This is a genomic window from Rhodococcus sp. 077-4 (assembly GCF_047782425.1).
In the GTDB taxonomy this organism is placed as follows: domain Bacteria; phylum Actinomycetota; class Actinomycetes; order Mycobacteriales; family Mycobacteriaceae; genus Rhodococcoides.
The window spans coordinates 181,868-207,120 of sequence record NZ_JAJPWC010000002.1 but is presented as its reverse complement, the minus strand read 5'-3'; the positions used below and the strand labels follow the sequence as shown (position 1 = coordinate 207,120).

23 protein-coding genes are annotated in these 25,253 nt (G+C 64.7%); 14 read left to right on the top strand and 9 right to left on the bottom strand.

Translation table 11 applies throughout. From position 1 onward, the window contains the following. The first annotated feature begins 93 nt into the window (after positions 1 to 93). The 8 genes from ACNEOT_RS10385 to ACNEOT_RS10350 all read left to right on the top strand — a co-directional run bounded on the left by ACNEOT_RS10385 (position 94) and on the right by ACNEOT_RS10350 (position 8,837). Positions 94 to 1,440, top strand: coding sequence for an APC family permease (locus ACNEOT_RS10385; protein ID WP_415973911.1), 1,347 nt, complete (start codon positions 94 to 96; stop codon positions 1,438 to 1,440). Beyond that, positions 1,437 to 3,029, top strand: a complete 1,593-nt coding sequence (locus tag ACNEOT_RS10380; RefSeq protein WP_415973910.1) for a phytoene desaturase family protein — start codon at positions 1,437 to 1,439, stop codon at positions 3,027 to 3,029. Before ACNEOT_RS10385 ends, ACNEOT_RS10380 begins: the two co-directional genes overlap by 4 nt. Before the next feature lie 154 nt (positions 3,030 to 3,183). After that, the gene (locus tag ACNEOT_RS10375) at positions 3,184 to 3,561 is read left to right on the top strand and encodes an STAS domain-containing protein (RefSeq protein WP_415973909.1); all 378 of its coding nucleotides are present in this window, start codon (positions 3,184 to 3,186) and stop codon (positions 3,559 to 3,561) included. Positions 3,562 to 3,571: 10 nt separating this feature from the next. Then, the gene (locus ACNEOT_RS10370) at positions 3,572 to 3,961 is read left to right on the top strand and encodes an STAS domain-containing protein (protein WP_415973908.1); all 390 of its coding nucleotides are present in this window, start codon (positions 3,572 to 3,574) and stop codon (positions 3,959 to 3,961) included. 28 nt (positions 3,962 to 3,989) lie between these two features. Continuing rightward, entirely contained in the window at positions 3,990 to 5,723 is a 1,734-nt protein-coding gene (locus ACNEOT_RS10365) for a SpoIIE family protein phosphatase (RefSeq protein ID WP_415973907.1), read from the top strand. 179 nt (positions 5,724 to 5,902) lie between these two features. Continuing rightward, positions 5,903 to 6,283 (top strand): LuxR C-terminal-related transcriptional regulator, encoded by a 381-nt coding sequence (locus ACNEOT_RS10360; protein WP_415973906.1) that lies wholly within the window; start codon positions 5,903 to 5,905, stop codon positions 6,281 to 6,283. Between the two features lie 77 nt (positions 6,284 to 6,360). After that, a complete protein-coding gene (locus ACNEOT_RS10355) occupies positions 6,361 to 8,076 on the top strand; it encodes a hypothetical protein (RefSeq protein WP_415973905.1) in 1,716 nt (571 codons plus the stop codon). Continuing rightward, the gene (locus ACNEOT_RS10350; protein WP_415973904.1) at positions 8,073 to 8,837 is read left to right on the top strand and encodes an alpha/beta fold hydrolase; all 765 of its coding nucleotides are present in this window, start codon (positions 8,073 to 8,075) and stop codon (positions 8,835 to 8,837) included. Before ACNEOT_RS10355 ends, ACNEOT_RS10350 begins: the two co-directional genes overlap by 4 nt. Before the next feature lie 8 nt (positions 8,838 to 8,845). On the opposite strand, the gene ACNEOT_RS10345 is transcribed toward ACNEOT_RS10350, so the two are convergent. Both ACNEOT_RS10345 and ACNEOT_RS10340 read right to left on the bottom strand, forming a co-directional pair. Then, positions 8,846 to 9,775: an MBL fold metallo-hydrolase gene (locus ACNEOT_RS10345; protein WP_415973903.1), complete on the bottom strand. Its 930-nt coding sequence runs from the start codon at positions 9,773 to 9,775 to the stop codon at positions 8,846 to 8,848. 2 nt (positions 9,776 to 9,777) lie between these two features. Further along, positions 9,778 to 11,442, bottom strand: a complete 1,665-nt coding sequence (locus ACNEOT_RS10340; protein ID WP_415973902.1) for an FAD-binding dehydrogenase — start codon at positions 11,440 to 11,442, stop codon at positions 9,778 to 9,780. Positions 11,443 to 11,572: 130 nt separating this feature from the next. Here ACNEOT_RS10340 and ACNEOT_RS10335 point away from each other — a divergent pair, with 130 nt between their 5' ends. After that, entirely contained in the window at positions 11,573 to 12,799 is a 1,227-nt protein-coding gene (locus ACNEOT_RS10335; protein WP_415973901.1) for a PucR family transcriptional regulator, read from the top strand. A gap of 21 nt (positions 12,800 to 12,820) precedes the next feature. On the opposite strand, the gene ACNEOT_RS10330 is transcribed toward ACNEOT_RS10335, so the two are convergent. The 4 genes from ACNEOT_RS10330 to ACNEOT_RS10315 form a co-directional block, all read right to left on the bottom strand. Continuing rightward, the gene (locus ACNEOT_RS10330) at positions 12,821 to 13,648 is read right to left on the bottom strand and encodes an ATP-grasp fold amidoligase family protein (RefSeq protein WP_415973900.1); all 828 of its coding nucleotides are present in this window, start codon (positions 13,646 to 13,648) and stop codon (positions 12,821 to 12,823) included. 68 nt (positions 13,649 to 13,716) lie between these two features. Then, complete coding sequence (locus ACNEOT_RS10325; protein ID WP_415973899.1) at positions 13,717 to 14,874, bottom strand: glycosyltransferase family 4 protein; 1,158 nt, start codon at positions 14,872 to 14,874, stop codon at positions 13,717 to 13,719. Positions 14,875 to 15,171: 297 nt separating this feature from the next. Continuing rightward, positions 15,172 to 15,996 carry a dienelactone hydrolase family protein gene (locus ACNEOT_RS10320; RefSeq protein WP_415973898.1) on the bottom strand — a complete coding sequence of 275 codons (825 nt, stop codon included), beginning with the start codon at positions 15,994 to 15,996 and terminating at the stop codon, positions 15,172 to 15,174. Positions 15,997 to 16,087: 91 nt separating this feature from the next. Beyond that, the gene (locus ACNEOT_RS10315) at positions 16,088 to 16,423 is read right to left on the bottom strand and encodes a DUF2834 domain-containing protein (protein WP_415973897.1); all 336 of its coding nucleotides are present in this window, start codon (positions 16,421 to 16,423) and stop codon (positions 16,088 to 16,090) included. A gap of 103 nt (positions 16,424 to 16,526) precedes the next feature. On the opposite strand from ACNEOT_RS10315, the gene ACNEOT_RS10310 reads away from it, so the two are divergent. Then, a complete protein-coding gene (locus ACNEOT_RS10310; RefSeq protein ID WP_415973896.1) occupies positions 16,527 to 17,384 on the top strand; it encodes an SGNH/GDSL hydrolase family protein in 858 nt (285 codons plus the stop codon). Positions 17,385 to 17,433: 49 nt separating this feature from the next. On the opposite strand, the gene ACNEOT_RS10305 is transcribed toward ACNEOT_RS10310, so the two are convergent. Next, positions 17,434 to 18,228 (bottom strand): MerR family transcriptional regulator, encoded by a 795-nt coding sequence (locus ACNEOT_RS10305; protein ID WP_415973895.1) that lies wholly within the window; start codon positions 18,226 to 18,228, stop codon positions 17,434 to 17,436. A 76-nt stretch (positions 18,229 to 18,304) separates the two neighbouring features. Here ACNEOT_RS10305 and ACNEOT_RS10300 point away from each other — a divergent pair, with 76 nt between their 5' ends. The 3 genes from ACNEOT_RS10300 to ACNEOT_RS10290 all read left to right on the top strand — a co-directional run bounded on the left by ACNEOT_RS10300 (position 18,305) and on the right by ACNEOT_RS10290 (position 21,237). Next, positions 18,305 to 18,910, top strand: a complete 606-nt coding sequence (locus ACNEOT_RS10300; RefSeq protein WP_415973894.1) for a TetR/AcrR family transcriptional regulator — start codon at positions 18,305 to 18,307, stop codon at positions 18,908 to 18,910. A gap of 93 nt (positions 18,911 to 19,003) precedes the next feature. Continuing rightward, positions 19,004 to 20,215: an acyl-CoA dehydrogenase family protein gene (locus ACNEOT_RS10295; RefSeq protein ID WP_415973893.1), complete on the top strand. Its 1,212-nt coding sequence runs from the start codon at positions 19,004 to 19,006 to the stop codon at positions 20,213 to 20,215. Further along, on the top strand, positions 20,212 to 21,237 hold the full coding sequence (locus tag ACNEOT_RS10290) for a phosphotransferase family protein (protein ID WP_415973892.1): 1,026 nt from the start codon (positions 20,212 to 20,214) through the stop codon (positions 21,235 to 21,237). The genes ACNEOT_RS10295 and ACNEOT_RS10290 overlap by 4 nt, the downstream gene beginning before the upstream one ends. 14 nt (positions 21,238 to 21,251) lie before the next feature. On the opposite strand, the gene ACNEOT_RS10285 is transcribed toward ACNEOT_RS10290, so the two are convergent. Both ACNEOT_RS10285 and ACNEOT_RS10280 read right to left on the bottom strand, forming a co-directional pair. Further along, positions 21,252 to 22,154: an arabinofuranosidase gene (locus tag ACNEOT_RS10285; RefSeq protein ID WP_415975093.1), complete on the bottom strand. Its 903-nt coding sequence runs from the start codon at positions 22,152 to 22,154 to the stop codon at positions 21,252 to 21,254. A gap of 113 nt (positions 22,155 to 22,267) precedes the next feature. Beyond that, entirely contained in the window at positions 22,268 to 23,875 is a 1,608-nt protein-coding gene (locus ACNEOT_RS10280; protein WP_415973891.1) for a diguanylate cyclase domain-containing protein, read from the bottom strand. Positions 23,876 to 24,066: 191 nt separating this feature from the next. Here ACNEOT_RS10280 and ACNEOT_RS10275 point away from each other — a divergent pair, with 191 nt between their 5' ends. Continuing rightward, positions 24,067 to 25,224 carry a beta-ketoacyl synthase N-terminal-like domain-containing protein gene (locus ACNEOT_RS10275; protein ID WP_415973890.1) on the top strand — a complete coding sequence of 386 codons (1,158 nt, stop codon included), beginning with the start codon at positions 24,067 to 24,069 and terminating at the stop codon, positions 25,222 to 25,224. Positions 25,225 to 25,253: the final 29 nt, after the last annotated feature.

Sequence of the window (25,253 nt, the reverse complement as noted above, 5' to 3'; positions counted from 1 at the left end):
TGCCCGAACGCACGTGCACTCTCCGGCGGATTATCGGTGCGCCGGCGAAACCCGGGACGTCGTGCTCGGAATCGATGGCGAAGGATATCTGTCGTGACTGCTACCGACGCAGCCGAACCGGTGGCGGCAACTCCGCTGCGACGCGCCATTTCCGGCAAAATGCTGTTCGTGTTCATTCTGGGCGATGTGCTCGGCGCCGGAATCTACGCTCTCGTCGGCGAGATCGCCGGCGAGGTCGGCGGAGCGATCTGGCTGCCCATGCTCGTGGCATTGCTGATGGCACTGCTCACCGCCGCGTCGTATGCGGAGTTGGTCACCAAGTACCCGCGGGCCGGCGGCGCAGCCGTCTTCGCGCAGCAGGCATACGGCCGTCCACTCGTATCGTTCCTGGTGGGCTTCTCCATGCTCGCGGCCGGTGTCACCAGCGCAGCCGGCTTGGCGCTCGCGTTCTCGGGCGACTACCTGGGCGTGTTCCTCGACGTGCCCGCAGTCCCCGCCGCGGTGGTGTTCCTGCTTCTGGTCGGGCTGCTCAACGCACGCGGGATCACCGAATCGTTGCGAGCGAACCTTGCCATGACGATCGTCGAAGTATCGGGGCTCGTCGTGATCGTGGCTCTCGCCGGTCTCGTCCTGAGCCGGGGGGACGGGACGCCCTCCCGGGTCCTCGAATTCACCGACGAGACAACCCCGACGCTGGCAGTGCTCGGCGCGGCTCTGCTCGCGTTCTATTCCTTCGTGGGTTTCGAGACGTCGGCGAACATCGCCGAAGAGGTCGAGGACGTTCGCCGGGTCTATCCGCGGGCACTGCTCGGTGCCGTCACCGTTGCTGGGGTGGTGTACGTGCTCGTCGGTCTCGCGGTGTCGACGGTCGTGCCGGCCGACACCCTGGCGCAATCGACCGGTCCACTGCTCGAGGTCGTTGCCGCAGCCGATGCGGGCATTCCGCCGTGGGTTTTCAGCCTCGTCGCACTCGTGGCGGTTGCCAACGGCGCTTTGCTGACCATGATCATGGCGTCGAGACTGACGTTCGGAATGGCCCGTGACGGTCTGCTCCCGGGCGCACTGGCCAAGGTTCTGCCGGGCCGGAAGACGCCGTGGGCGGCGATCGTCGCCACCACCGTCGTCGCGATGGTGTTGTGCAGCACCGGTTCTGTCGCTGCTCTCGCGGAGACGGTCGTACTGCTCCTGCTGTTCGTCTTCGTCAGCACCAATATCGCGGTACTGGTACTGCGCCGCGACCGGGCAGACACCGATCACTTCAGGACGCCGACAGTGCTCCCCGTCCTGGCGCTCATCACCTGCGCTGTGTTGCTGACCCAACAGTCCGCGGCAACGTGGCTGCGCGCCGGATTGCTCCTTGCTGTAGGCGTAGCGCTGTACTTCGTCAGTAGCCTGCTGAGCAGAAATACCGATACCGACCGGAGGAGCGCAATCCGATGACCATCACCGAGGTCGACGCAGTAGTCATCGGCAGCGGCCACAACGGGTTGGTCGCAGCCGCTGCGATGGCAGACGCCGGCTGGGACGTCGTGGTCCTCGAGGCCGCCGAACATCCCGGCGGTGCTGTGCGCAGCGCTGAATTGGTTCCCGAATTCACCAGTGACCTCTTCAGCGCGTTCTACCCGCTGGCGCTCGCCTCGCCCGCCATGACAGCACTCGAGCTGGAGAGCCACGGATTGCAGTGGTCGCACTCCCCCGCGGTGTACGGCCATGCGCGATCGCCGCAGGACACCGACGCTCCGGTCGTTCACCACGACGTCGAGACCACTGCTGCGAGGCTGTCGGAACACGACGCGCGCGACGGTCGTACCTGGCTGCGGCTCTTCGAGCAGTGGGAACGAATACGCGAGCCCTTCATGAACTCGCTCTTCGGACCGTTTCCACCCGTAATCCCTGCGGCCCGGCTCGCCCACACCTTGGGGATACCCGAAACCCTGCGTTTCGCGCGATTCGCGGCCCTCCCCGCCCGAGTGATGGCTCACGAGCTCTTTCACAGCGATGCCGCTCGCTGCCTGCTACTGGGCAACGCCATGCACGGTGACGTTCCTACCGATGCCCCCGTGAGCGGAATGATGGGTTGGCTGCTCACGATGCTTGCCCAGGATGTCGGATTTCCCACCCCCGTGGGCGGATCCTCGGCATTGACGACCGCGCTGATTCGCCGCGGTGCCGCGTCGGGCGCTGTTCTCGAGTGCGGGCAGGCGGTCGAGCACATCGAAGTGCGCGGCGGTCGCGCTCGGGCAGTGCACACTGCAGCCGGACACACGTTCCGGGCGCGCCGAGCGATCGTCGCAGACGTGTCTGCACCGGCACTGTACGGTTCGCTGCTTCCGTTCGACGCGGTTCCGCGCCGTGTGCACGAGGACCTGCGCAACTTCGAGTGGGACACCCCGGTGGTGAAGGTGAATTACGCACTCGATCGCCGAATACCTTGGAATTCACCGTCTTTGGCCGATGCGGGCACAGTCCACCTCGGGGCGGACGACAACGGCCTCGTGCATTGGGCAGCGGACCTCACCACCGGAATTCTTCCCCGGAGCCCGTTCATGTTGTTCGGTCAGATGACCACTGCCGATCGGAGCAGGTCCCCGGAGGGCACCGAAAGCGCTTGGGCCTACACGCATCTGCCGCGAGGTGTCGTCGACGATGCGGCGGCCGACACCGTTGCCGATCGGGTGGACGAAGTCCTCGACGCCCACGCACCGGGTTTTCTCGACTCGGTCGTCGGGCGAGTCGTGCAACGACCGAGCGATCTGCACGGTGCCGACGGCAATCTGCACGGCGGTGCGGTGAACGGCGGGACCGCGCAGCTACAGCAGCAGTTGATATTTCGGCCGACGCCGGGGCTCGGGCGGGCGGAAACTCCGGTGGAGGGTCTGTTCCTGGGATCGGCATCGGCGCACCCCGGTGGCGGGGTACACGGCGCAGCCGGTCTCAATGCCGCCCGGGCAGCGCTCGGCCAGCGAGGTGCACACGGATGGGTGAAGAAGAAGCTCACCGGATCACTCATCGCGGCGTTGACCCGGTAGCGCAGTTACCGAAACGAGATCTTCCGTGACCGGTTCGAGACCTACGACGAAGTCTTCTGCGATTGCGCACTGGCAGGGTCGAAAGCACAACAGTTCAGCGTTCGAGACCCTGCGGGACACCGTTGGGGCGAGCGCTTCGGGAAGAGGTAACGACATGTCGACGAGCACCGCAACGCTGGAACGCTCCCTTCGCGACGACGAGAGTGTGTTTCGGGTCGAGACCGTCGTTCGACCGGACGGCCACAACACGCTTCGCGTATTCGGCGAACTGGACATGTCCACCCGGGCCGAGTTCGTGCACAGCCTCGACCGCTTGGCCGACACCTCCGATCGAGTCTCGATCGATCTTTCGGAGGTGTCGTTCATGTACTCCGGCGTCGCCACCGCGATCGTCGATGCCACGTACGTACATCCGGGAAAGATCGCCGTTCTCGCGCCTGCACGATCGGTGCGCATGGTTCTGGACGTGCTCGGCGCAGGCGGGCTGTTCGTCGACACGTTTCGGTCGGGAAACGAACCCGTCAGCAGGTAACGTCGGGCGCATGCCAGACGAGCCGACCGCAGCGCCGTTCGAGATCGAATCGGCAGCTCACGATGCGACGACCGTGCTCACCGTTCGAGGCGAACTCGATCTCGACACCATCCCGGAGCTGTCGGCCACCGCGTTTCCTGCCGCCGACACCGCCCGAGGCGGACTCGTCGTCGACCTGACCGACGTGAGCTTCCTGTCGTCGAGTGCAATCACGGTGCTGGTGCGAGTGTGCGATCGACTGCCCGATGCGTCGCGCATGGCATTGGTGGCGGTCGACGGCGTCGTCGTTCGTCCCGTGCAGCTCAGCGGAATCGATCGCGTGATGGCCACCTTCACGTCGGTGCCCGATGCGGTGGCCCACGTGCAGTCGGCAGCCCTCGACGACGAGGTCGACCGATGAAGAACCTGTGCCGGTTCGGACTTCGATCGTGACCGAGGGCAATCCCGCGCCGCTACCTCAGCGCTGGAGCCACACCGCTGCGGCCGAGCCGACCGTCGCGACCACCATTCGAAGACGGCTGCACCAGTGGTCTCTCGAACTCGGTCTGAGCCGAGCGGTAGTGGACGACATCGTGCTCGGGGTCTACGAGGCACTCGCCAACGTCGTCGAGCACGCGTACCGCTCGGTGCCCGAGCCCGGAACGATGACGATCACCGCGGCCTACGAACATCGCACGCTCACCGTCACCGTCTCCGACACCGGAACATGGCGACCACCGACACCGACCACCGATCGCAGCCACGGTCTGCAACTCGCAGCCGCGGTTGCCGACGAGCTGGTCGTCGACCACCGACCAGGCTTCGGCACTGTGGTGACTGCTGTGTGGACCAATCCCGTCACAGCCGCCAGATCCCAATCTGCCATGATCGAAGGGAGCCCCATGTCTGCCACGGCCGCTGATCTGCTCGACACCGCACCCTGTGGAGTGTTCTCGGTGGACGTCGCCACCGCGCGGATCCTCTACGCCAACGCGGCCGCGGCCCGGATCACCGCACGTACCAGTGATTCCCTCGTCGGGACACCCGTGACCGACCTGTTCACGAGCGAATTCGAGCCTGTGCTGACGGCTCTGATGGATGTCGCGTCGACCTCGGGATCGGACTCACCGGTCGGAGCGAGCGCGAAGTTGACCGGCGCAACCGTTCGAGACGCCGCAATCGCCGTCTCGATTCTGGCGAACAGCCTGCAGACGCCGACGGGGGCCGTGTCCGTGACGATGACGCTGCACAACGACACCGAACGTCGCGTGCGTGAAACGGATCTGATCACTGCCCGCGACGACGCCGAAACCGCGCAGGACACCGCCGAGGCTGCCCAGGACCACGCCGAGGCCGCGCTGGATCGGTCCCAGGATGCGCTGGGTGCCTCGGAGGAGGCACGCAAGGTGGCGGAAGCCGAGATGACACAGGTGCAGATTCTCGCGTCGACGCTGCAGCGGACCCTGTTGCCGCCGATCCTGTCCGCTCCCACCGGAATGAACGTCGCAGCCCACTACCACCCCGCGTCGATCGACGAGGTCGGTGGCGACTTCTACGACGTGTTCCCGCTGGACAACGAAACATGGGGTTTCTTCCTCGGTGACGTCAGCGGTAAGGGGGCGGGGGCCGCCGCCGTGACGTCCTTGACGAGGTACACGTTGCGTGCCGCCGCGGTGTTCGATCGCGATCCGATCGCGGTGCTGAAGAATCTCAATACCGTTCTGCACCACGAGTTTCACGGGGACGACCCGAGATTCTGCACGGTGGTGTTCGGCACCATCACTCCTGGACCGGACGGTGCACTCGTACACCTGGCCAGCGGGGGGCATCCGCCGGCATTACGCATCACCCACGATGCCGTTGTGGACTTCGTCGACACCACCGGCGGCCAGTTGGTCGGAGCGTTGGCCGAGCCGCACTTCGCGTCGGTATCGGTGTCATTGCAACCGGGTGACGTCATGGCCTTCTACACAGACGGGTTGACCGAGGCGATCGTCGGACCGGGGCGTACCCGCTTCGACGACGAGGGCGGTCTCGAATCCTTCGCTGCCAGAAAAGGACCGACGACAGCATCGAGGATCGTCGACGACCTGACCTCCTTGCTCGCCTCCTTCGGGGCAGGCCTTCAGGACGACGTCGCGCTACTCGCGTTCGAGGTACCACCGGCCGACGCGGACTCGTAGCCGTCGAGGTCGGTCTCGTCAGGCTTTACAAGCTTGTAAAGCTGACTGGATTGACAGCTCCAAAAACGTGCTCGCGCTCCAACTCATTGGTGTTGTTACATCTTTTCCGGCGTGGTCGGATGGTCGAAACACCCAAGACGGACAGCGGGGCGGATGCGATGCAAGCAACGAGCAGAGGTGTGGCAACCACGCCGATTCTCGCCGCGACCGGCCCGAAAGCCCAGCCGTCGCAGCGCTTCGCACCTCGCCGGAGCGCATCGACCGTCCGATCCAGGACCGCCACGAATCCCGGTGCCGACATGCCCCGGTCTGCGCTCGAAACGACGACGTTCGCCGATCCCGGCCTCACCGCGCGTGAGATTGCGGTCCTCGACGCTTGGTTGCGCTGCGACTCCAAACAAGAAGTGTGTGCGGTCCTGCACATCGCTCTCGGCACGGTGAACACCCACTTGACTCGCATTCGCGCCAAGTACGCAGGCGTCGGTCGAGCTGCACCGACCAAGGCCTCGCTCGTCGCTCGGGCTTTGCAGGACGGCTTGGTCACCCTCGACGATCTCTGACCCGAAGCGACCATGCCTCGCGCGGTTCGATGCTAGGTTTCCACACGCTCGATGTATTCGTTTCGATGGTGGGGGCCATGTCAATTCCGGGGAAATGTGCGCGCTATACGCGTATGCGTTGGGTCGTGTGCACGGCCCTGGTGATGTCGATTGCAACGGTGATACCTCCGGCAGTGTCTGCCGAGCCCTCGCCCGGCCGCACCGAACGTGAGATCTCGTCCTCCTCGCCGGTAACCGGAGTGGTGGCGACGGTGGTCGCTCTCGACGCGCCGCTCCCCGCAGGTTCGGAGCCGCACCCGGCGGAGTGCGATCGACTGGCCTACCTGCGATATCGAGCCGCGGACGGTCCCGAGAATTCGGCGGACGCCGACCGAGTGCTCGTGGCCCAGCCCGGAGTGTTCGAGGGTGCGGGTGCCTTCGAGTCGGTCGCCCGCAACACTGTCGCCGCCGCTGCCGCCGAGGGCAGACACATCGAGTTCTGGGCTCTCGACCGTCGCTCGAACTGCCTCGAGGATCACACCGGAACGCAGGCCGCCCTCGCCGCGAACGACCTCGACATCGCCACGAACTACTACTTCGCCGGCGGCACGGCGGACGGCCGCACGTTCGCCGGGTATGCCGACGGGCCGGGCACCGCCTGGCTGGATGGTCAAGGTCTGGCGCAGACCATGCGCGACCAGTACGACGTACTACGACTCGAACTTCCGGACCAGGAAATCCGCAAGCAGAAGGTGCTCTGCGGTGGGCATTCGCTCGGTGGATTTCTGACCGGCTACTTCGCCAACTGGGATTTCGACGGCAACCCGGCCACCGCCGAGGATGCCGGATACAACCAGTGCTCCGGTTACTTCGCGCTCGACACCGTGATCAAGGCCGGTCCGCCGAATCCCGTCCGCAACCTCGACATTCCGGAGATTCCGCCTGCGCTCGCCGGTCCCGTCGAGGCCGCGTCGGGCGCATTGACCGACGCGTACCCGGTGACGCGATTGCCCGCCGTCATCAATCCGGAAACGACGAATCTGCTTGCGATGGCAGGACTTGCTGCTCGATTGAACCCGACGGGAATCAACGACATCGTCGACCGACTTCCGCGCAGCCTCAACTTCGATGCGACACTGCGAACTCTGCTGTCGAAGGACCCTCTCATGGCCGCGACAGGGATACCCGACATCAGAACGCTGTACGCCACCAACGAAGCCGTCGTGGGCGCTCTGCTCGACGACAACTCGCAGCCACTCGGCTTTCTCCAGACCAGTGTCGGCTTCATCGGCAGCGGCCCCGTCCAGGACAAGTACTTTCCGATGCCGAACGAGGTGATCGCGACCATTCCGTTCCTGGGTCAGATGTTCGGCAGCGACCGCAAGGCAGCGCCGACGAGCTACGGGGACCCATCCGTCGTCTACACCTGGCAGGACTACGACGAGATCAGCCCGAACGCGTACACCGATCCGTCCAAGGAAGTCAGCTCCATTTCCCAGATTGCACGAAGTCTGAGCGAACCGCCGCTCGACTTCACCGAGTGGTACTTCCCGACGGCGATCAACACCGATCTCGGCCAACCGACCGCGCCGTCGATCGCGGCCCACTACCTCTACCGCGACGGCGTCACCCGCAACCCCGTGCTGACCCTCCAGGGCGACGGCGGCCTCGACCTCGGTGCGTCCGACAACCCGAACGACGTTCCCGTGAAGCTTCGCGGATACAACCACCTGGACGTGTTGACGGCGGCCCAGAAGCAGAACGACGGCCTCCCGGAGCAGGTTTCGACTCGACTGGCAGAGTTCAGCCGATGACCGACAAACCTGCGCTGATGTTGCTGCACGGCGTCACCATGTCCGCAGCAGCATGGGACGATGTCGTACCGCTGCTCGCCGATCGGTTCGATCTCATCGTTCCCACCGCAGCCGGGCATCGCGGAGGTCCAGCGCTCGCCGCGGGAGCGACGATCGCTGCCGTTACCGATACCGCGGAACGCGAACTCGACAAACGTGGCTTCGACTCCGTGCACATCGCGGGAAATTCGATGGGTGGGTGGATGGCCGTCGAACTCGCCCGACGGGGTCGGGCACGTTCGGTCTGCGCTATCTCACCTGCAGGGTTGTGGGGAACGAACGAGAAGCCCGGTGCCAGTCGGGCCACGCTGATCCGTACCAAGAAGTTGGCCGATGCCACCAGGCATCTCGCTCCGCCGCTGATGAATTACGGCTTCGGCCGACGAATTGCCATGCGCGACATCGCGGTCCACGGAGAACGAATGACCAGACAGCAAGCGGTCCGATCGTTCCAGGACCTCGTCGGGTGCGAGGCGGCGTACGAGCTCCTCGACACCCGCGAGTACATGGAGCCACTCCTCGAACTTCCGTGTCCGGTGACAGTCGCGTGGGCTGCACACGATCGCATCTTCCCGCCTGCCGAGTTCGTTCCTGTCGCTCGGCAACGACTACCCGGAGCCCGGTTCGTCGCATTACCCGGCGTCGGTCACGTTCCGATGATCGACGACCCCGAATTGTGCGCACGCACGATCGTCGAGTCTGTCGAGGACCACACCAGCTGACCCGAACCTCAGCCCCGTTCCACCCACGGATCCGCCCGGCGCCACAGAGTCGGGAGCTCGAGGTCGATCCCGTCTCTCCGCGCACAGGTGGACAGCACATCGATCGAGGCTCGCATGTCGTCGAAGGCGTACGGCAGTGCCTGCAGTGGTTCGTCCAACGGCCGAAAGAAGTTGTCCCAGTGCGTCAGAACGACGCGTCGGGCACCGACGGCCGAGACCGTTTCCCGCCAGTACTGCTCGATGAACGCTGTCGGCTGCCTGCCGAGTTGTCCTATCGACAGATAGACCACCTCCGCAGTGTGTTCGTCGAGCATGCCCACCCGAAACCCTGCGCTGCTGTGAACGAGTGCGGTCCGCCCGCTGGGAACGTGTTCGACGAGCATCGACCACGCCTCGCCGCACCGATACTCACGCACCCGAGCGGGCTGCGCCAGTGGACGCTCGATCACTCCGTGCGCTCGATCCGGATGAGAATGAACCGATTCGACGAACGTGACGGCAAAGTTGCCCTGGACCGTTGTCTCACCGTCTCCGACTACGACGATGCGGTCGTCCGGTAGGTCCGAACCCCGCCCGATGAATGCCGTCGACGAGCCGCCGACCAGACTTGCGCCGGTCCGCAGCGCCACCCCCGCAGAATCGAGTGCGTGATCGTAATGCGAGTGGGCACACAGAACAGCGTCGAGCGAGGTGATCCCTGCCCTGCGCAATGCCGCATCGACGCGCCCCATATTCGAACGTAAAGGCAGCACAAGCGTCCTCGGTAACGACGGTCGAGAGAAGAAGCCGTCGGTGAGGATCGCCGAGTCGCCGTCGTCGAACAGAACCGTACTGACACCGAGAAACGACACCGTCAACGGAGACCCTGGAGTCGCCGACGCAGTGGTGGCGATCTCCGTCGGGCCCGGCAGCGCGGGACGACCGAAACGTCGGACCACCGTCACGCCTGCGCGGCGAGTGCGCGTCCGGCCTGCCTGCCGCCGAAGATGCACCCACCCAGGAATGTTCCCTCCAGCGAGCGGTATCCGTGCACGCCGCCGCCGCCGAATCCGGCGATCTCACCGGCAGCCCACAAGCCGTCGATCGCGCGTCCGTCGCCGTCGAGCACGCGTCCTTGGAGGTCGGTTTGTATGCCGCCGAGCGTCTTTCGAGTGATGATGTTCAAGCGCACGGCGATCAACGGTCCCGACTTGGGATCGAGGATCTTGTGCAACGAGGCGGTACGCGCGATCCGTTCACCGCGCGAACGACGGGAATTGTGGATCGCGGAGATCTGCAGATCCTTGGTGAACGGGTTGTCGACCTCGCGATCGCGCGCCTCGATCTGACGCTTCAGATCCGCAGCGTCGATCAGGTTCTCGCCGGAGATCCTGTTCATCCCCTGCACGAGTTCGCCCAGTGTGTCGGCGACGACGAAATCCTCGCCGTTCTTCTTGAAGGCCTCGACCGGTCCACTGGCCCCGGGCAGCACACGGCCGAGAACGAGCTTGAGGTCCTTACCGGTGATGTCAGGGTTCTGTTCCGACCCGGAGAGCGCGAACTCCTTCTCGATAATTTTCTGAGTGAGTACGAACCAGGAATACTCGAAACCACTGTCCTGGATGGCTTTCAATGTTCCGAGGGTGTCGAATCCCGGAAAATTGGGGACGGGGAAGCGTTGCCCGCGCCCGTCGAACCACATGGACGACGGTCCGGGAATGATGCGGATTCCGTGGTTCTTCCAGATCGGATTCCAGTTCTTGATGCCCTCGGTGTAGTGCCACATACGGTCCTTGTTGACCAGGCGGCCGCCGACCTTCTCGGTGATGCCGAGCATGCGGCCGTCGACGTGTTCCGGAACGCCGGAGATCAGTGACTTCGGGGCTGTGCCCAACCGTGCCGGCCAGTTCTCGCGCACCAGATCGTGATTGGCTCCGATGCCTCCGGCAGTGACGAGCACGGCTCCGGCACGCAGTGCGAAGTCCCCCACTTCGACGCGGGTGCTACCCGCACCTCGCTCGCTGGCACTGGGTTCGAGAATTGCGCCGCGAACTCCTTCTACCACGCCCGCGTTGACGATGAACTCGTCGACGCGGTGGCGAAACCCGAATCGCACCAGGCCCTTGTCGGCGGCCTCGCGTACGCGTCGCTCGAACGGAGCCACGACGCCGGGCCCGGTACCCCAGGTCAGGTGGAAGCGCGGAACCGAGTTACCGTGCCCCTCGGCCAGGTAACCGCCGCGTTCTGCCCAGCCGACGATGGGAACCCAGCGCACGCCTTGCGCGTGCAGCCACGACCGCTTCTCCCCCGCGGCGAAATCGAGGTACGCCCTGGCCCACTGGTGGCCCCAGTAGTCCTCGCCTGCTGGATCGTCGATGCCCCGATCGAAGGTTGCGGTACCGAGCCAGTCCTGCCAAGCCAGATCGGCCGAGTCCTTGATGCCCATGCGCCGCTGTTCCGGGGTGTCGACCATGAACAGTCCGCCCAGGGACCAGAACGCCTGACCGCCCAGGTTCTGCTCGGGCTCCTGATCGAGGAGGAGCACACGCTTTCCGGCGTCGGCCAATTCGGCGGTGGCCACCAGTCCGGCCAGGCCTGCCCCCACCACGATCACGTCTGCGTCCATTGCCCCACTCTTCTGCTCGACTCGGTTGTCTCCCCCTCGACTGTGCTGTCGTAGGCACCGGAACTCAAGGAATCCGAGTCGAATGATGATTCGGTTCATCACTCACTGATAACCGTGAGACGATGTCGCGATGTACCCAGCGCGGGCCGCCGTGGTCGCCGACATCGAACCAGAACTGGTTTCGGTCGTGGCGTCGGCAGTGCAGGCAGTTCGCGACGCGATCCCGGTCTACCGCAATCTGCGCGGTCCGCAGTTGGCCGATGTCGAGGCGATCGCCTACTGGTCGTTGCGTCGTTTGATGGCGTTGTGGGTGGGCGGTGATCCGAGTTTCGACGAACGAGATCACAGTAGATTCCGCGCGATCGGTGCGGCTCGCGCCGCAGACGGGCGTCCGTTGGCCGATGTTCTGCGAGCGTACCGAGTCGCGTCGAGTGTGTTCGTCCGGCACGTGACGACGAGATACCTCGATGCGCTCGAACCTGCGGATATCGCCGAACTGAGCCTCGGCGTGCTCGACGCCATCGACGCGATATCGGATGAAATCATCGGAGCGTACGTTGTTGCGCGAGAACAGCTTACGTCCAATCGCGCGCAGGCCCACGCTCTCTTGCTCGACGACCTCGTGGCAGGCAGACACAATTCCCCCGGGGCGTTGGCCGATCGCACCCGCGAACTCGACCTGGAATTACCGACGCATCCGAACCTGCTCGTGGTGCAGCCGAACGGTCCGGGAAAGCCGTTGTCCGACGACACCGTCGAGTCACTGGTTCTCGCCCTTGGACTCGTTCCTCCCGATCGCAGCGCGCCGTCGAATCGACGGAGCCATCTGTGCACCAGGCGCGAGCAGCGAGCAATCCTGCTGTTGCCGACTGCGATCGGTCGCTGCGACGTCGACGCCGCGTGCACGGCGACGATGCTACGCGGATGCCTGGTGGAGCGATCTACCATCGCCGGCACCAGCAGTTCGTGGAGACTCGCTTCGGAGGCTCTGGACTCTGCGCCGGATCACGCGTTCGACGACCGCGTCGTGCTCGATCACGGTGACGGACAGTTGCTGGCGTTGTTGACCGCTCGCCCCACCGCAGACACCGGCGAGGTGGTCCGCTGCGTTCTCGGACCGCTCACCGAGGCCGCGAACGCGCATATCCTGGAGGGGCTTTCGTCGTTCATCGCCACCGGCACGGCAACGGCGGCGGCGGCGCAGCTGCACGTGCATCCGCAGACTCTGCGCTACCGACTGCGTCGAGCCCAGGAGCTCACCGGGCGAGATCCGCGATCGGCGTGGCATCGACTCGCTCTCGACACGGCAATTCAATTGCGCCAGCTGACGAGTACCGATCGCGACAGCACTCGATGACCGTTGCAGGCGGCTATCTGATCACGCTTGGTCTCGATAGGCGTCGGGCACGGTCCAACAGCTGCCGAATTCGGCGTCGAACGACGATGGATGGAATGGACTGTCGCCGCCGGCCGGGTAGCTGGTCAGTTCGCCCACCACGATTCTCTCGCCCACAGCATACAGATCTACCCGAACGAAATCCGTTTCTGCGCCCAGCTTTTCGGCAATTCCGATCATGTCGGTCAATCGCTCGGGTTCGGCCTTGGGAGGGGAGGCGTGGGGTGGCCCGCCGCTCAGCGGCAACCACTCCCACGGTCGACGATAGAAATCCTGAGTTCTGCGACCGAACCGTCCGGAGTCGACTTGGACGAATTCACATCGGCCGTGGAAGACGAACAGCTTGTAGTCGTCGGCCACATCGCCATCGGCACCGGTCAACAATTCTTCGACGAGGATGCGGCGCGGCACGAGCCCGTATGCCCACTCGCGGTTCGGCCCCTGCCCGTACAGTTGCGCAACCCAGTGATCGGCGATGTCGACGAGTCGTTGCCGGTCGACGTGCTCGGGACGAACATGGGTGTAGCACCACGATGCGCCCGGTTCCGGCAACCCGGCTTCGTTCTTCGCCGCATGAGACACGACGACGACGGCACCGCTACCGTGCGTCGGCTTGACGACGAACTCGTCCGGTAGTGCTGCCGATGCGAGCTCGGTCGGACTGTCGAACACCCCATGCGCCGTCGGCAAGAAGCCCTGTCCGACAACAGATGTCACGTACTCGCGCACAGCAGCTTTGTCGGCGAAGGTGACCAACAATGCTCGGTGGTCGCGCAGCATCTTGTATCGAACCTTCTCGGTGAACGTCACGGGTCGACGCGTCCTCCACAGTCGCCACACTCGCACCAGGGCACTGCGCTCGCGCCTGCGTGCGTACCTCAACAGACGTCGGCGGACTGGGCGCGCGGCACGCCCTCGGTTCCTGTGGCCCTCAGGTGCGGCCACGGGTCGCGAAGGTTGGTGACCGACGAGTCGATCATCGTTCGATAGAGGTCCACGTAGGCGTCGACCATTCTCCGCGCGGAGCAGTGCCGCTCCGCGTGCTCACGCACGGCCGTCCGGGAAAGTGACACCGCGCGCCCGACGGCATCGGCGAGCGCAGCGACGTCACCGGGTGGCACCAGAACGCCACAGGTGTCGGACACGATCTCGGGGATTCCGCCGCGGGCAAACGCCGCTACCGGGGTCCCGCAGGCCAATGCCTCAGCGACCACCAGACCGTAGGGCTCGTCCCACAGAGGTGTCACGAGGGCTGCGGCAGCGCCACCGACCAGCGTCGCCAGTTCGTCCTGTTCGAGGTGACCGACGTGGACGACATCGGTGCCCAAACGCGGGGCAATTTCCCGGGCGTAGTAGTCGGGATCGGACACCGGGCCCGCGAGTCGGATGGGAAAGCCCGCCAGCCGGGCGGCATCGATCGCCAGGTGCGGGCCCTTCTCGGGCGTGAACCGACCGGACCAGACGAGGTAGTCTCCCCCGCGGCCCACTGCCCAATCGTCCACACCGACGCCGTTGGGCACGATGTCGATCGATTCGACCGAGCCCGTCCACATGGATGCGGTGTGTCGGCTCACCGCCGCGAACCGGGCACCCTCACCCACGCATGCGTCCACGGCCGACTCGATCCACGGCGTGGGGGGCGTGTGCAATGTCGTCAACATCGGTGTGGCGAGCATCGAGGCCATGGCCACGGGCAGGTAGTGCAAGCTGTGGTTGTGCACCACGTCGAAGTGGCGTCCGGCAGCCAGTTCGAGCATCAGACTCTGGTAGGCGTGATGATCGGACATGAAGCGATCCGAGGGCATCGACACATCGGACCGCGCCCAATGGGACAAACTCAGCGGTCGGACCTCGAGGTTCCGGCTGGGAAGCGACACATCCGAGCCCGCGCCGGCAAACAGGGTGACTCGATGCCCTGACTCCACCAATTGTCTTGTCAGATGCCAGATATGGGCTTCCAGTCCACCGGCAAAGGGTTGCGCAATGGGGTATCGATTGGACGCGATCAACGCAATGTCCAGACAGTCTGCGCTCATCGTGGAGCCGCCGACAACCGTGTCCTGAACGTTGTGTTCTTCACTCGCACCCCTTCGTTTCGAAATAGGGTGGGCTTTTCTGGCCCGCCGCCGAAACTTTCTGATACCCGAACGGGTCGGCGGCAAACCTCGAGGTCTCCTCGGGCCGGCGCTGGGGGTTGGCTTCGACCGTAAGTGCGCTCAGTGTCCACAATTCGGCTTCGAATACCGTTTTCCGTGTGCGGACCGTAATAGTGGACAGCCACGTCGGTTTCGAGGCCCACAATGTCCGGCGGAGCCAGCGCGGGTGGGAGAACTTTATCCGGTGGTGAGCAACCGACGACGGAACAGATCGAGCACCTGATCCAGTGCCTGTCGTGTCGGCTCGCCCGGCTTGTCGATCAGCCCTTCCGTGACCACGGAGTGCGGGGGTCCGAACGCCTCGGGGTTGAACGACGAGTCGGGCAATTCCACGGACACGAATGCGTCGCCGAGCTGCTCGCGCAGCCACCGAAAGCGCGCGGGCGGGCACATCGTGTCACCCTCGAAGCGCATTCCCAGGACAGTGATTTCTCCTGCAGCACAACGACTTTTCACCTTGTCCAGGTCATCCGGGGTGATGTCGATCGAGCGACTGCGAGATTTCGATACGGCGAACGGAAGCGACGGCTGCGAGAGGACCGGTGCGATCAGTCGATCGTCGGCCGCCATGGCCAGAGCGAATCCGCCGGTGAAGCACATCCCGATGGCTCCGACGCCCGGCCCACCGCAGCGCTCGTGCTCCTGCGCGGCGAGAGCACGCAACCACACCACGACGCGCGACGATTTGCCGGTGGCGAGGATGGTGAATTCTCGGCTGATACATGCCGGCACCATGGCTCGACTTATGGAGGCGACGGTGCCGAGCGCACCCAGCGGCGCGGCCAGCGGATCCTTGCCGTCGACGCCGAACAGGTGAGGCACAACAGCCGTGCATCCGATTCCGGCGACCGTTCTCGCGAACTCCGCCGTCCGCGGCGTGATTCCAGGCATCTCGGACATCACGATCACAGCCGGTCCGGTTCCGATGCGGTAGACGGGTGCGGTGCGCCCGTCCGCGGTGAACTCGGTTCGTTCGAAGTCGGCCAGCGTGTCATCGGTCATGGAGGTGCGTCCTTCTGCGAGAGATCCACCGCGCCGAGCCGACGCATGCCGTCAAAGCTAGATCATCGGGTCGAACACAGCGGTGGAGCCGCTACCGCGAGTATTCACGCAGCAGAAGGTACAGCGGTGCCGCGAAGCAGATTCCCACCGAACCGGTACCCACGGGCACCAGCCACCAATGTTTGACGCCGTTGTCCCTCGAATCCCACAGGGACCAGAGACCGAACGCGACGCTGGTGATGCCGAGGTCCGCCGTCAGTGCACGGTTGGGCGTCGAGGCGACCCACTCGGCGAAGAAGGCGGTTGCAGTCTCGCGGCTGACGCCGTGCTGCTTGAAGTACGTCACGACGAAGGTGTTGGGGACGACGAAACCGATGACGGTCAGAAGGAGCAGTAGGCGTCGACGAGTGGCGTCTGCAGTTCTCATGGACTTCAACCTAGAGCACGTCGCGGTGCTGTCGGCGTGTCATTCGATCCGGGTCGCGCGGCGGTACCATCTCGGTCAGTATCCAGCGGCGAATGGGGCTGTAGTGCGAAGTAGGACAGGGACGTTCGGGCTCGGAGTTGTCGCGGCCGTCGTGTTCGCGCTGGCGACAGCTCCCACTGCTGCCGCGTCGCCGATCGAGCAGGTCAACCTGGGCGACAGCTTCAGCGCAGGAAACGGTGTGCTTCCGCTGGCACCGGGCACGCCGATTCGATGCCTGCAATCCGAGCAGAACTTCGCGCACATCGTGGCACGCCGGCAGGGTTACGGCCTGACCGACGCGAGCTGCGGCGGCGCGGCCACCAGGGACTTCTATATTCCGCAATTCAGCGGTACCCGAGCTCAATTCGATGCTCTGTCGCCATCCACCGACGTGGTGACGTTGATGATCGGTGGAAACGACAACAGCGTCTTCTCCGGTGCGATCGCCGCATGTGTCAGCGCACTGGCAACCCACGCCGGCGTGTTCAACCCGTGCGAGCAACAGAACGGAAGCAGCTTCGACGACAAGATCGTCGACACCACCCTGCCGTCGATTCGACAAGCGTTGCGAGACATTCATTCTCGCGCGCCGAAGGCAGAGGTGATCATCGTCGGCTATCCGTGGCTCATTCCGGCCGAGCGCACGTGCGAGCCCATGGTTCCCGTTGCGCTCGGGGATGTTCCGTACCTGCGCAACCTTCAGGGCACCCTGAACGAGGCGATCCGCCAGGCGGCGGCCGATACCGGTACGACATTCGTCGACATGTCCGTGGTGTCGGAGGGGCACGATGCGTGCCAACCCGTCGGGGTTCGGTGGGTGGAACCACTTCTGTTCTCGCAGCAGTTCGTCCCACTGCATCCCAATGCCCAGGGCGAGGCCGCTATCGCGGCGGAAGTGACCGCAGCACTGGCCTCGAGCTGAATCGAGAAATCGTCGAGGCGACACCGGCTGGACCAGACCTGACGTTCGTTCACGATTCCACCGTGTCGGCCAGTGCCGTCTGGAACGACCACAGATGACCCTCCGGGTCGCGGACGCTGTATTCACGAACGCCGTAAGGCATGTCGGTGGGTTCGTAGTCGACGGCCGCTCCGGTTGCGACCACTCGCGCGTGGTGGGCGTCGACGTCGTCGACCGATATCGCCAGTGACGCGGTGACCGAGCCGTTGGTCAGCGGAGACACCATCCGATGTTCCGGGGCCTCGCGGTGCAACCACACGACTCCGTCCCCGGCGTACACCTCCCCGTGCACTGCCTTGTCGCCGTCGTACTCGATCGGTCCCGGGGCCAATCCCAGAACGTCGACGAGGTAGGAGTGAGCTGCGGCGATGTCGCGGTAAACGAGCAACGTGGTGCGACGAGTCACCGAGGGTTCGTCGGTCGACAGGCCCGAGAGCAGGTCCAACAGGGCGTCGTCGCCTGGGCGAGCACCCTGCAACAGCCGGTCTTCGACGGCCCGAACCCGTTCTCGCACGCGGGCGAGCTCGGCCATCCGTTCGTCCAACTCGGCGAGATGCCTCCGCGTCAGGTGCCGCAGATCGACCGCCTCCGGATCGACTTCCGCCACAGGCGTGCCCAATTCGCGGAGCAGCCTGACTCGGTAGAGACGGTCGAGATCGCCCCCGTCGTATCGACGCCTGCCACCTGCGTCTCGGGCCGGAGCAAGCAAACCCAGTTCCTCGTAGTAGCGCAAGGTGCGCTCCGTGACACCTGTTCGGCGGGCAACGTCCCCAATTCCCCAGGTGATCGAATCGGTGCTGTTCATGAACGCAACGGTAGAACCTCACGTCACGTCAGGAGCAAACACCGAGCGCTGGGTTCGTGACCATTACGGTAAGCGCATGACCGCGACCCGCACCTGGCGAACGTACGAGGGCTCGAACCTCCCTCCTGCCTTGTCGTCGGCCTTGAACACGTTCGTCGAGCAGGGCTACCACGGAACCTCGGTGCGGCAGATCGCCGCTGGGGCCGGTCTGTCGGTTCCCGGCCTCTACCACCATTTCCCGTCCAAGCAGGCCCTGCTGGTCGGCATCATGGACGCGTCGATGGACGAGTTGTCGGAACGCACTCGATCGGCAGAGGCCGGTGCCGGTTCGTCGCCGAGTGACCGTTTCGACGCCGTCGTCGAATCCCTGTTGCTCTTCCACATTCACCGACGCGACGCCGCCTTCGTCTGCTCGACGGAAATCCGCAGCCTCGAGCCCACCAATCGCGACGCCTACATCGGCAAGCGTGACGACCAACAACGGCTGCTCGACGCGATCGTCGCCGACGGCGTCGACGCGGGCCTGTTCGACACCCCGCACCCGAAGGACGCCAGTCGAGCCGTCACGACGATGTGTGTCGGCGTCGCAACCTGGTACCGACCCGACGGGCCGTTGTCTCCGAGCGAGCTGGTGGCGATCTATCTCGACATCGCCCGTCGCACGGTCGGCCGACGCGAGTAGCGGACCCGCGGGATCCTTGACCCGGCCGAGGGATTGTGTCAACCTTCCAGGGACCGAGCGAGTGTTCGGTCGGTACCGGACAGGGAGCACCTCGTGGCAATCGACCTGACGTACGACCCCGACGTCGAGAAGCTGATCGATCGGACTCGCACGTTCACCCGTGAGCATGTGCTTCCCATCGAAGACCGCTTTGCGGGCAACATCGCCGACGCCGGGGGCGATGCACTGCGTATCGAGATGCAAGCGGCCGCGAAGGATGCAGGCGTGTTCGCGCCGCACGCGCCTGTCGAGTACGGCGGACATGGACTCTCGATGAGCGACCGTGCGCCGGTCTTCGAGGCAGCCGGTTACTCGCTGTTCGGTCCGATCGCCCTCAACCTCGGTGCCCCGGACGAGGGCAACGTCCACATGCTCGCCCATATCGCTTCGGCAGCGCAGAAGGAGCAGTTTCTCGCTCCTCTCGCACGCGGAGACGTGCGCTCGGCTTTCGCGATGACCGAACCCGCGCCAGGTGCCGGTTCCGATCCGGCGGCACTCACCACCGCAGCCGAACGGGTCGACGGCGGGTGGAAGATCAACGGACACAAGTGGTTCATCACCGGTGCAGACGGTGCCGGGTTCTTCATCATCATGGCCCGTACCTCCGGCGCGCCCGGTGATCGCGGCGGGGCCACGATGTTCCTGGCACCCGCCGACACCGCGGGTATCACGGTGGGCCGACACATCGGCACCCTCGACAAAGCGATGATCGGCGGGCACTGCGAGGTGTTCTTCGAGAACGCGTTCGTGCCCGACGAGAACGTGCTCGGGGCCGTCGACGAGGGATTCGCATATGCCCAGGTACGTTTGGGGCCTGCCCGCATGACGCACGTGATGCGCTGGCTCGGAGCTTCCCTACGGGCCCACGACATTGCGGTCGCGCAGGTGGCCCGGCGCGAGGGGTTCGGCGGAAAGCTCGGGGATCTCGGCATGGTGCAGAAGATGGTGGCAGACAACGAAATCGACATCGCGGCCACCAGGGCACTGCTGACAGTGGCGTGCTTCGAGCTGGATCGAGGCGGGCACGCGAGCAACGAGACGTCCATCGCCAAGACCTTCGCGGCCGAGGCGATCTTCCGAATCGTCGACCGCAGCATCCAGATGTGTGGGGGACTCGGGGTTTCCGACGATCTGCCATTGGCCAGACTCTCGCGCGAAGTCCGCCCGTTCCGCGTTTACGACGGCCCGTCCGAGGTGCACCGGTGGGCCATCGCCAAACGAACGATCGGGGCGGCCAAACGTGCAGCGCGGGAGGCACAGTCGTGAGCGACTTACCGGGAATGAATCGTGTTGCGTTGGAACGATTCCTGCGACACAGCGGAATCGATGTCGACGGCACGCTGTCGGTCGAGATGATCAGCGGGGGTCGATCCAACCTCACCTACAAGGCCTACGACGACAGCTCCACCTGGGTCGTTCGCCGTCCCCCCACCAGTGGGCTCACACCCTCTGCGCACGACATGGCGCGAGAGTGGGCCGTCACCGAGGCGCTTGCCACCACAGACGTCCCGGTTGCGCGGACCGTCGCATTCGATCGGGACGGTTCTGTGGTGGGTGCGCCGATGACCGTCGTCGAATTCGTGCCGGGTCGAGTCGTCCGCACACGGGAAGATCTCGACGCTCTGACCGACGCACAGGTTACTGCCAACGCCGCAGAGTTGGTTCGAGTTCTCGCACGCCTGCACGCGGTGGATCCCGGTGCTGTCGGTTTGGATACTTTCGGCCGCCCCGACGGTTTCGTCTCGCGTCAAGTGGCCACCTGGGCCCGGCAGTGGCAACGGGTCAAGACTCGCGACCTGCCCGATGTCGACCGATTGCATCGCGCGCTCGAAGCAGCGGTACCGAAAAAAACTGCGTCGTCCATCGTGCACGGTGATTACCGCGTCGACAACACCATTCTCGACGCCGACGACGTCGGTTCCGTTGCTGCGGTGGTGGACTGGGAGATGTCCACACTCGGTGATCCCCTGACCGATGTCGCTCTGATGTGCATCTACCGCCAACCCGTCTTCGATGCTGTCCTCGGTGCAGACGCAGCGTGGACGAGCGATCGATACCCCTCGGCCGCGGACCTCGCACAACGGTATGCAGTGGAATCCGGTCGAGAACTTCACGATTGGGGCTTCTACCTCGCCCTCGCCAACTTCAAGCTCGGAGTGATCGGAGAGGGAATCACCTACCGCGCTCTGTCGGGCTCCGACACCGGGGCCGGTGCAGGCAAGGCCGCCGAGGCCACCGGGGAGTTCATCGCGGCCGGGTTACGGGCACTCCGAGGGGCCACCGACTGACCCGAAACCCACTGTCAGGCCGGCTCTCTCATCACACCGATGTGGCGAACGGTTCCGGACACGCCGGGTAGCTCCTCTGGCTCGGACCACGTGTTCAAGTCGGGGCTGTCGGAGTAGAAGTACTTTCGGTTCGTGTAATCGTCGTAGTACAAACGCCATGTGCCGTCGGGTAATTCGACGACGGCAGGCCCTTCCTTCAGCGGACCGAAGTCTCGGAACGGCGCGGGCGTGTACGGCCCGATCAACGACGGCGCGGTCCAGTGCTCGATGACCTTGCGGGTCTCGTTCTTGGTGAATGCGTGGTAGGTCGAACCGTCCTTGACCACCGTGGTGTCGATATGATCGGCGTCGATTCCGACGAAGGGCGTCGGGAAGCTCCACATTCTCAGACCCGGGTCCATTGCCGTCATCAGATACGGCACGAATCCGCCACCGGTCGACAACGACAAGATGACGCTGACGCGGTCACCCTCCACGAACCACTCGGGTGCCCATGCTTTCGTGGTGAACGGCGACAACGACGGCAGTGCCGAGGAACCCGCCGAGCCGGTACCTGCCCCCGTGCCGGGCAAGAGCGCGCAGCAGAACGGGACCGGAAAGTTCTGCAGGAACGTCCAGTTCACGCGATCACTGCTGCGCGCGAATCCGATGTTCGCCCCGCCGCCCGTCGTGTACGTCACGTAGTACATGCCGTCGGTGTGCCGGAAGATGCTTGCATCGCGTACCACTCCCGACGGAGGTCGATACGCCGATGTCTGCAGCGCTGCGAAATCGGTGCCGCCGCCGGACTCGTAGACATCCATGTCTCGATCACTGTCGTTGCTGAACGCCACCATCGTGTAACGCCACGCGGAGGGTGCTGCGGCACCGGTTCCCGCGGAGGAGAACAACAGTCCGGCAACCGCGAGAATCACCATCGATACTGTGAACAGGCACTTGCGTACGGTCGGTATCACCGACGAAGTATGGCCGAACCACACGCACCTTGCGTACCTTTGGTAACACACACCACGAATTGTTACCGATGTTGTTACGAGTGCGAGATGAACTGCGCAACGGGCTTGGCCTGGTACATCTCGTGATCGGCGTCGTCGAGTATGTCCAGCGCACTTCGGGTGTCGTCTCGATCGACGACGACGCCACCGATACTCGCCGTCACCGTCAACACCCGGCCTGCGGTCTCGATGGGCGTGGCGAGTTCGGCACGCACATCGTCGGCCTCGGTACCCACGCACCGAGAGACCACTGCGACGAATTCGTCACCACCGATACGGCCCACGAATGCATCGGCCGGCAGTGCTCGCGTCAGACGCGCCGCGACCACGCCCAGAACTGCGTCACCGACGGTATGACCGTGCAGATCGTTGATGGTCTTGAAGTTGTCGAGATCGATGAACAGCACTGCCAAGGAGTCTTCTCGAGAGGGCGTCGCCAGCTCTTCGTCGAGACGCGCCAGGATCAACGGCCTGTTCGGCAGACCGGTCAGGTCGTCGTGCGTCGCCGCGTGTTCGAGCTTCATGCTCGTTCGGTAGGCATCGGTTATGTCGACGAACGTCGCGACGATCGAGGGGGCCGGGTCGCCGCCGGACAGCATCGTCGCCGTCAACGACAGCCAGAACTTGCGGGCGTCCCGACGACGTTCGATTCCGATCACTGCCTGGCACGGCTTTCCGGTTTTCCTGGTCACGGCGACGGGATGTTCGCGCGGGTGAATCGGCCCCTCGTCGGTGCCGTACACCCGGAACGGAAGTACCGACGCCTTTCCCGATGTCTCGAGTCCGACCTGAATGTCGAGAATCGTCTTCGCTGCGAGGTTCGCCGATCCGATACGGCCGGTGTGATCGAGAACCACTACTCCCGCCTGAAGAGACTCCACGACGGCGGTGAAGTGTTCCTCGACTCTGCGTACTGCACTCTGGTCGGCGCAGACCAATACGAAACCATCGGGCATCTGGGCCACGGACACCATCACCGACAGCGCCGTCCCGTCCGCCCGCCGATGGGAATCATGGATCCGGCCACCGACTGCGAGAATCGCGGAAGGATCGCAGGGCACTCCTACCGCGTGAGAGACGTTGCGTCCGAGGACATCCGTGGCCGGCAAGCCGTACACGGACTCGGCAGCGGGATTCCAACTCGACACCAGGCCGTCCCCGGTTACGCCGATGATGGCGTCACTGACGTGCTCGACCAGAGCGGCTTGCTTCTTCAGCGCCTTCTGCGCGGCCTGGTGCTCCGTGAGGTCTCGAAGGATGACTTGGAATGCCGGCTCGCCGTTCCACACCGTGCGCACCGATACTGCTTCCATCGCGAGCGTCGTCCCGTCGAGGGCCAGTACCGTGGCCTCCGACGCCGCGCTCGCGGTGCCGTGTGCGTCGAGGGCGGCGATTCGCCCGAGCATCGGCCCCACGGACTCGGCGGCGATGAATTCCGTGATCGAATGCCCGACGACGTCCTCGACTGTATCGGCGCGCAGATATCGCAGACCGGCGGGATTGATGTACACGAGAGTGCCGTGCTGGTGAACGCCGATCGCGTCCGGTGAATGTTCGACGAGAACTCGGTAGCGATCGGCAAGTCCGGGCGACGCAGAACGCGATTCGGGGTCGACGACGCCATCGCGCTCCCCTGGGGCCATGCTCGGTCCTCGCGTTCGTAGGCGGACGGTCGACACTCGATTGAACCACTTCCCAACGTGCCGTTGGCGACTCCCGCCCGATTCGGACCATATGTCCCGTTCCCGACTGGACCCGGTGACGGTTTGAGGGGCTAAATCGAGTAGTGGGCCTGATCCGGCTCGCTTACCTCGACGAGAAACGGATTTTCACGATGAGCTCTCACGGCATCGACATCAGCGGAATCGGCGCGATCTCCGGCTACGGCTGGGGCACGTCCGCCCTGTGGGACGGCCTGTCCACGGGCAAAGCGGCCGCAACACTGCACCACGACTACACCGGACTCGGCGGAAACCCGGTCTGGCTGGCAAAGGTCCCGGACGGCGGGGACGAAAGCGACGGTTCGAGCCGATTCGGACGGGCTCTTCGCGGTGCAGCACGGGAAGCCATCGAAGACGCGGTGGCCAGGGGCTGGCAGCCGGGTCGACGGGTCGGCCTGATCCATGCCGTGGTCCTGGGTGAAGTGGACGAGTGGCGCAACTTCTACCTCAGGGACGACGGCAAACGCCGCGTTCGTGACTACCTGACGCTGATGCCGTCGACGCCGGTGTCACTGCTGATGCAGGAGTACGGCTTTCACGGCCCGGCAATGAACGTCTCGGCGATGTGCGCGTCGGGCAACGCCGGCCTGCTCACCGCCAAGATGTGGCTCGATACCGGCTTCGTGGACGACGTGGTGTTCGTCGCCACCGATCTGTCTCTGACTCCGGAGAACATCGACCATTTCGTGAAACTCGGCGTCGGCGTCGTCGATGTGGAACCGCAGGACGGCTGCCGGCCGTTCCAAGAAGGCAGCCGCGGATTCGGAATGGGCGAGGCTGCAACGGCATTCGTGCTCTCGACACGAAGCGAGGCCTCGTACGCGCGGGTCCTGGGTGGATCGATGACGCACGACGCCTATCACGCCACCTCCATCGACCCCGCGCTGACTCAGGTGCGATCCTGCTTCGAGGAAGCGTTGGCCGACGCAGCCGTCACCCCCCGGCACGTCCGGTATCTCAACGCCCACGGACCCGGCACCGCCCAATGCGATGCGGCGGAAACGGCCATGCTCGAGACGGTGCTCGACTCCCACGCGCAGGTGTATTCGGTCAAACCGTTGACGGGACACTGCCAGGGCGCGGCGTCGGCGATCGAAACCGTTTCTGCAGTCATGGGATTCGAGCGTGGATTCGTTCCCGCCGCCCCTCGGGTCTCGACAGCGCATCCACTGCTGCTCGACGGTTTCACCGCTACAGAACCGGGATTGACGATGAAATCGTCACTGGGAATGGGCGGTCACAATTCTGTGGTGGTGCTGGCACCGGCGTGAGCTGCTCGCGCGAATTCGGCAGCCCGTCG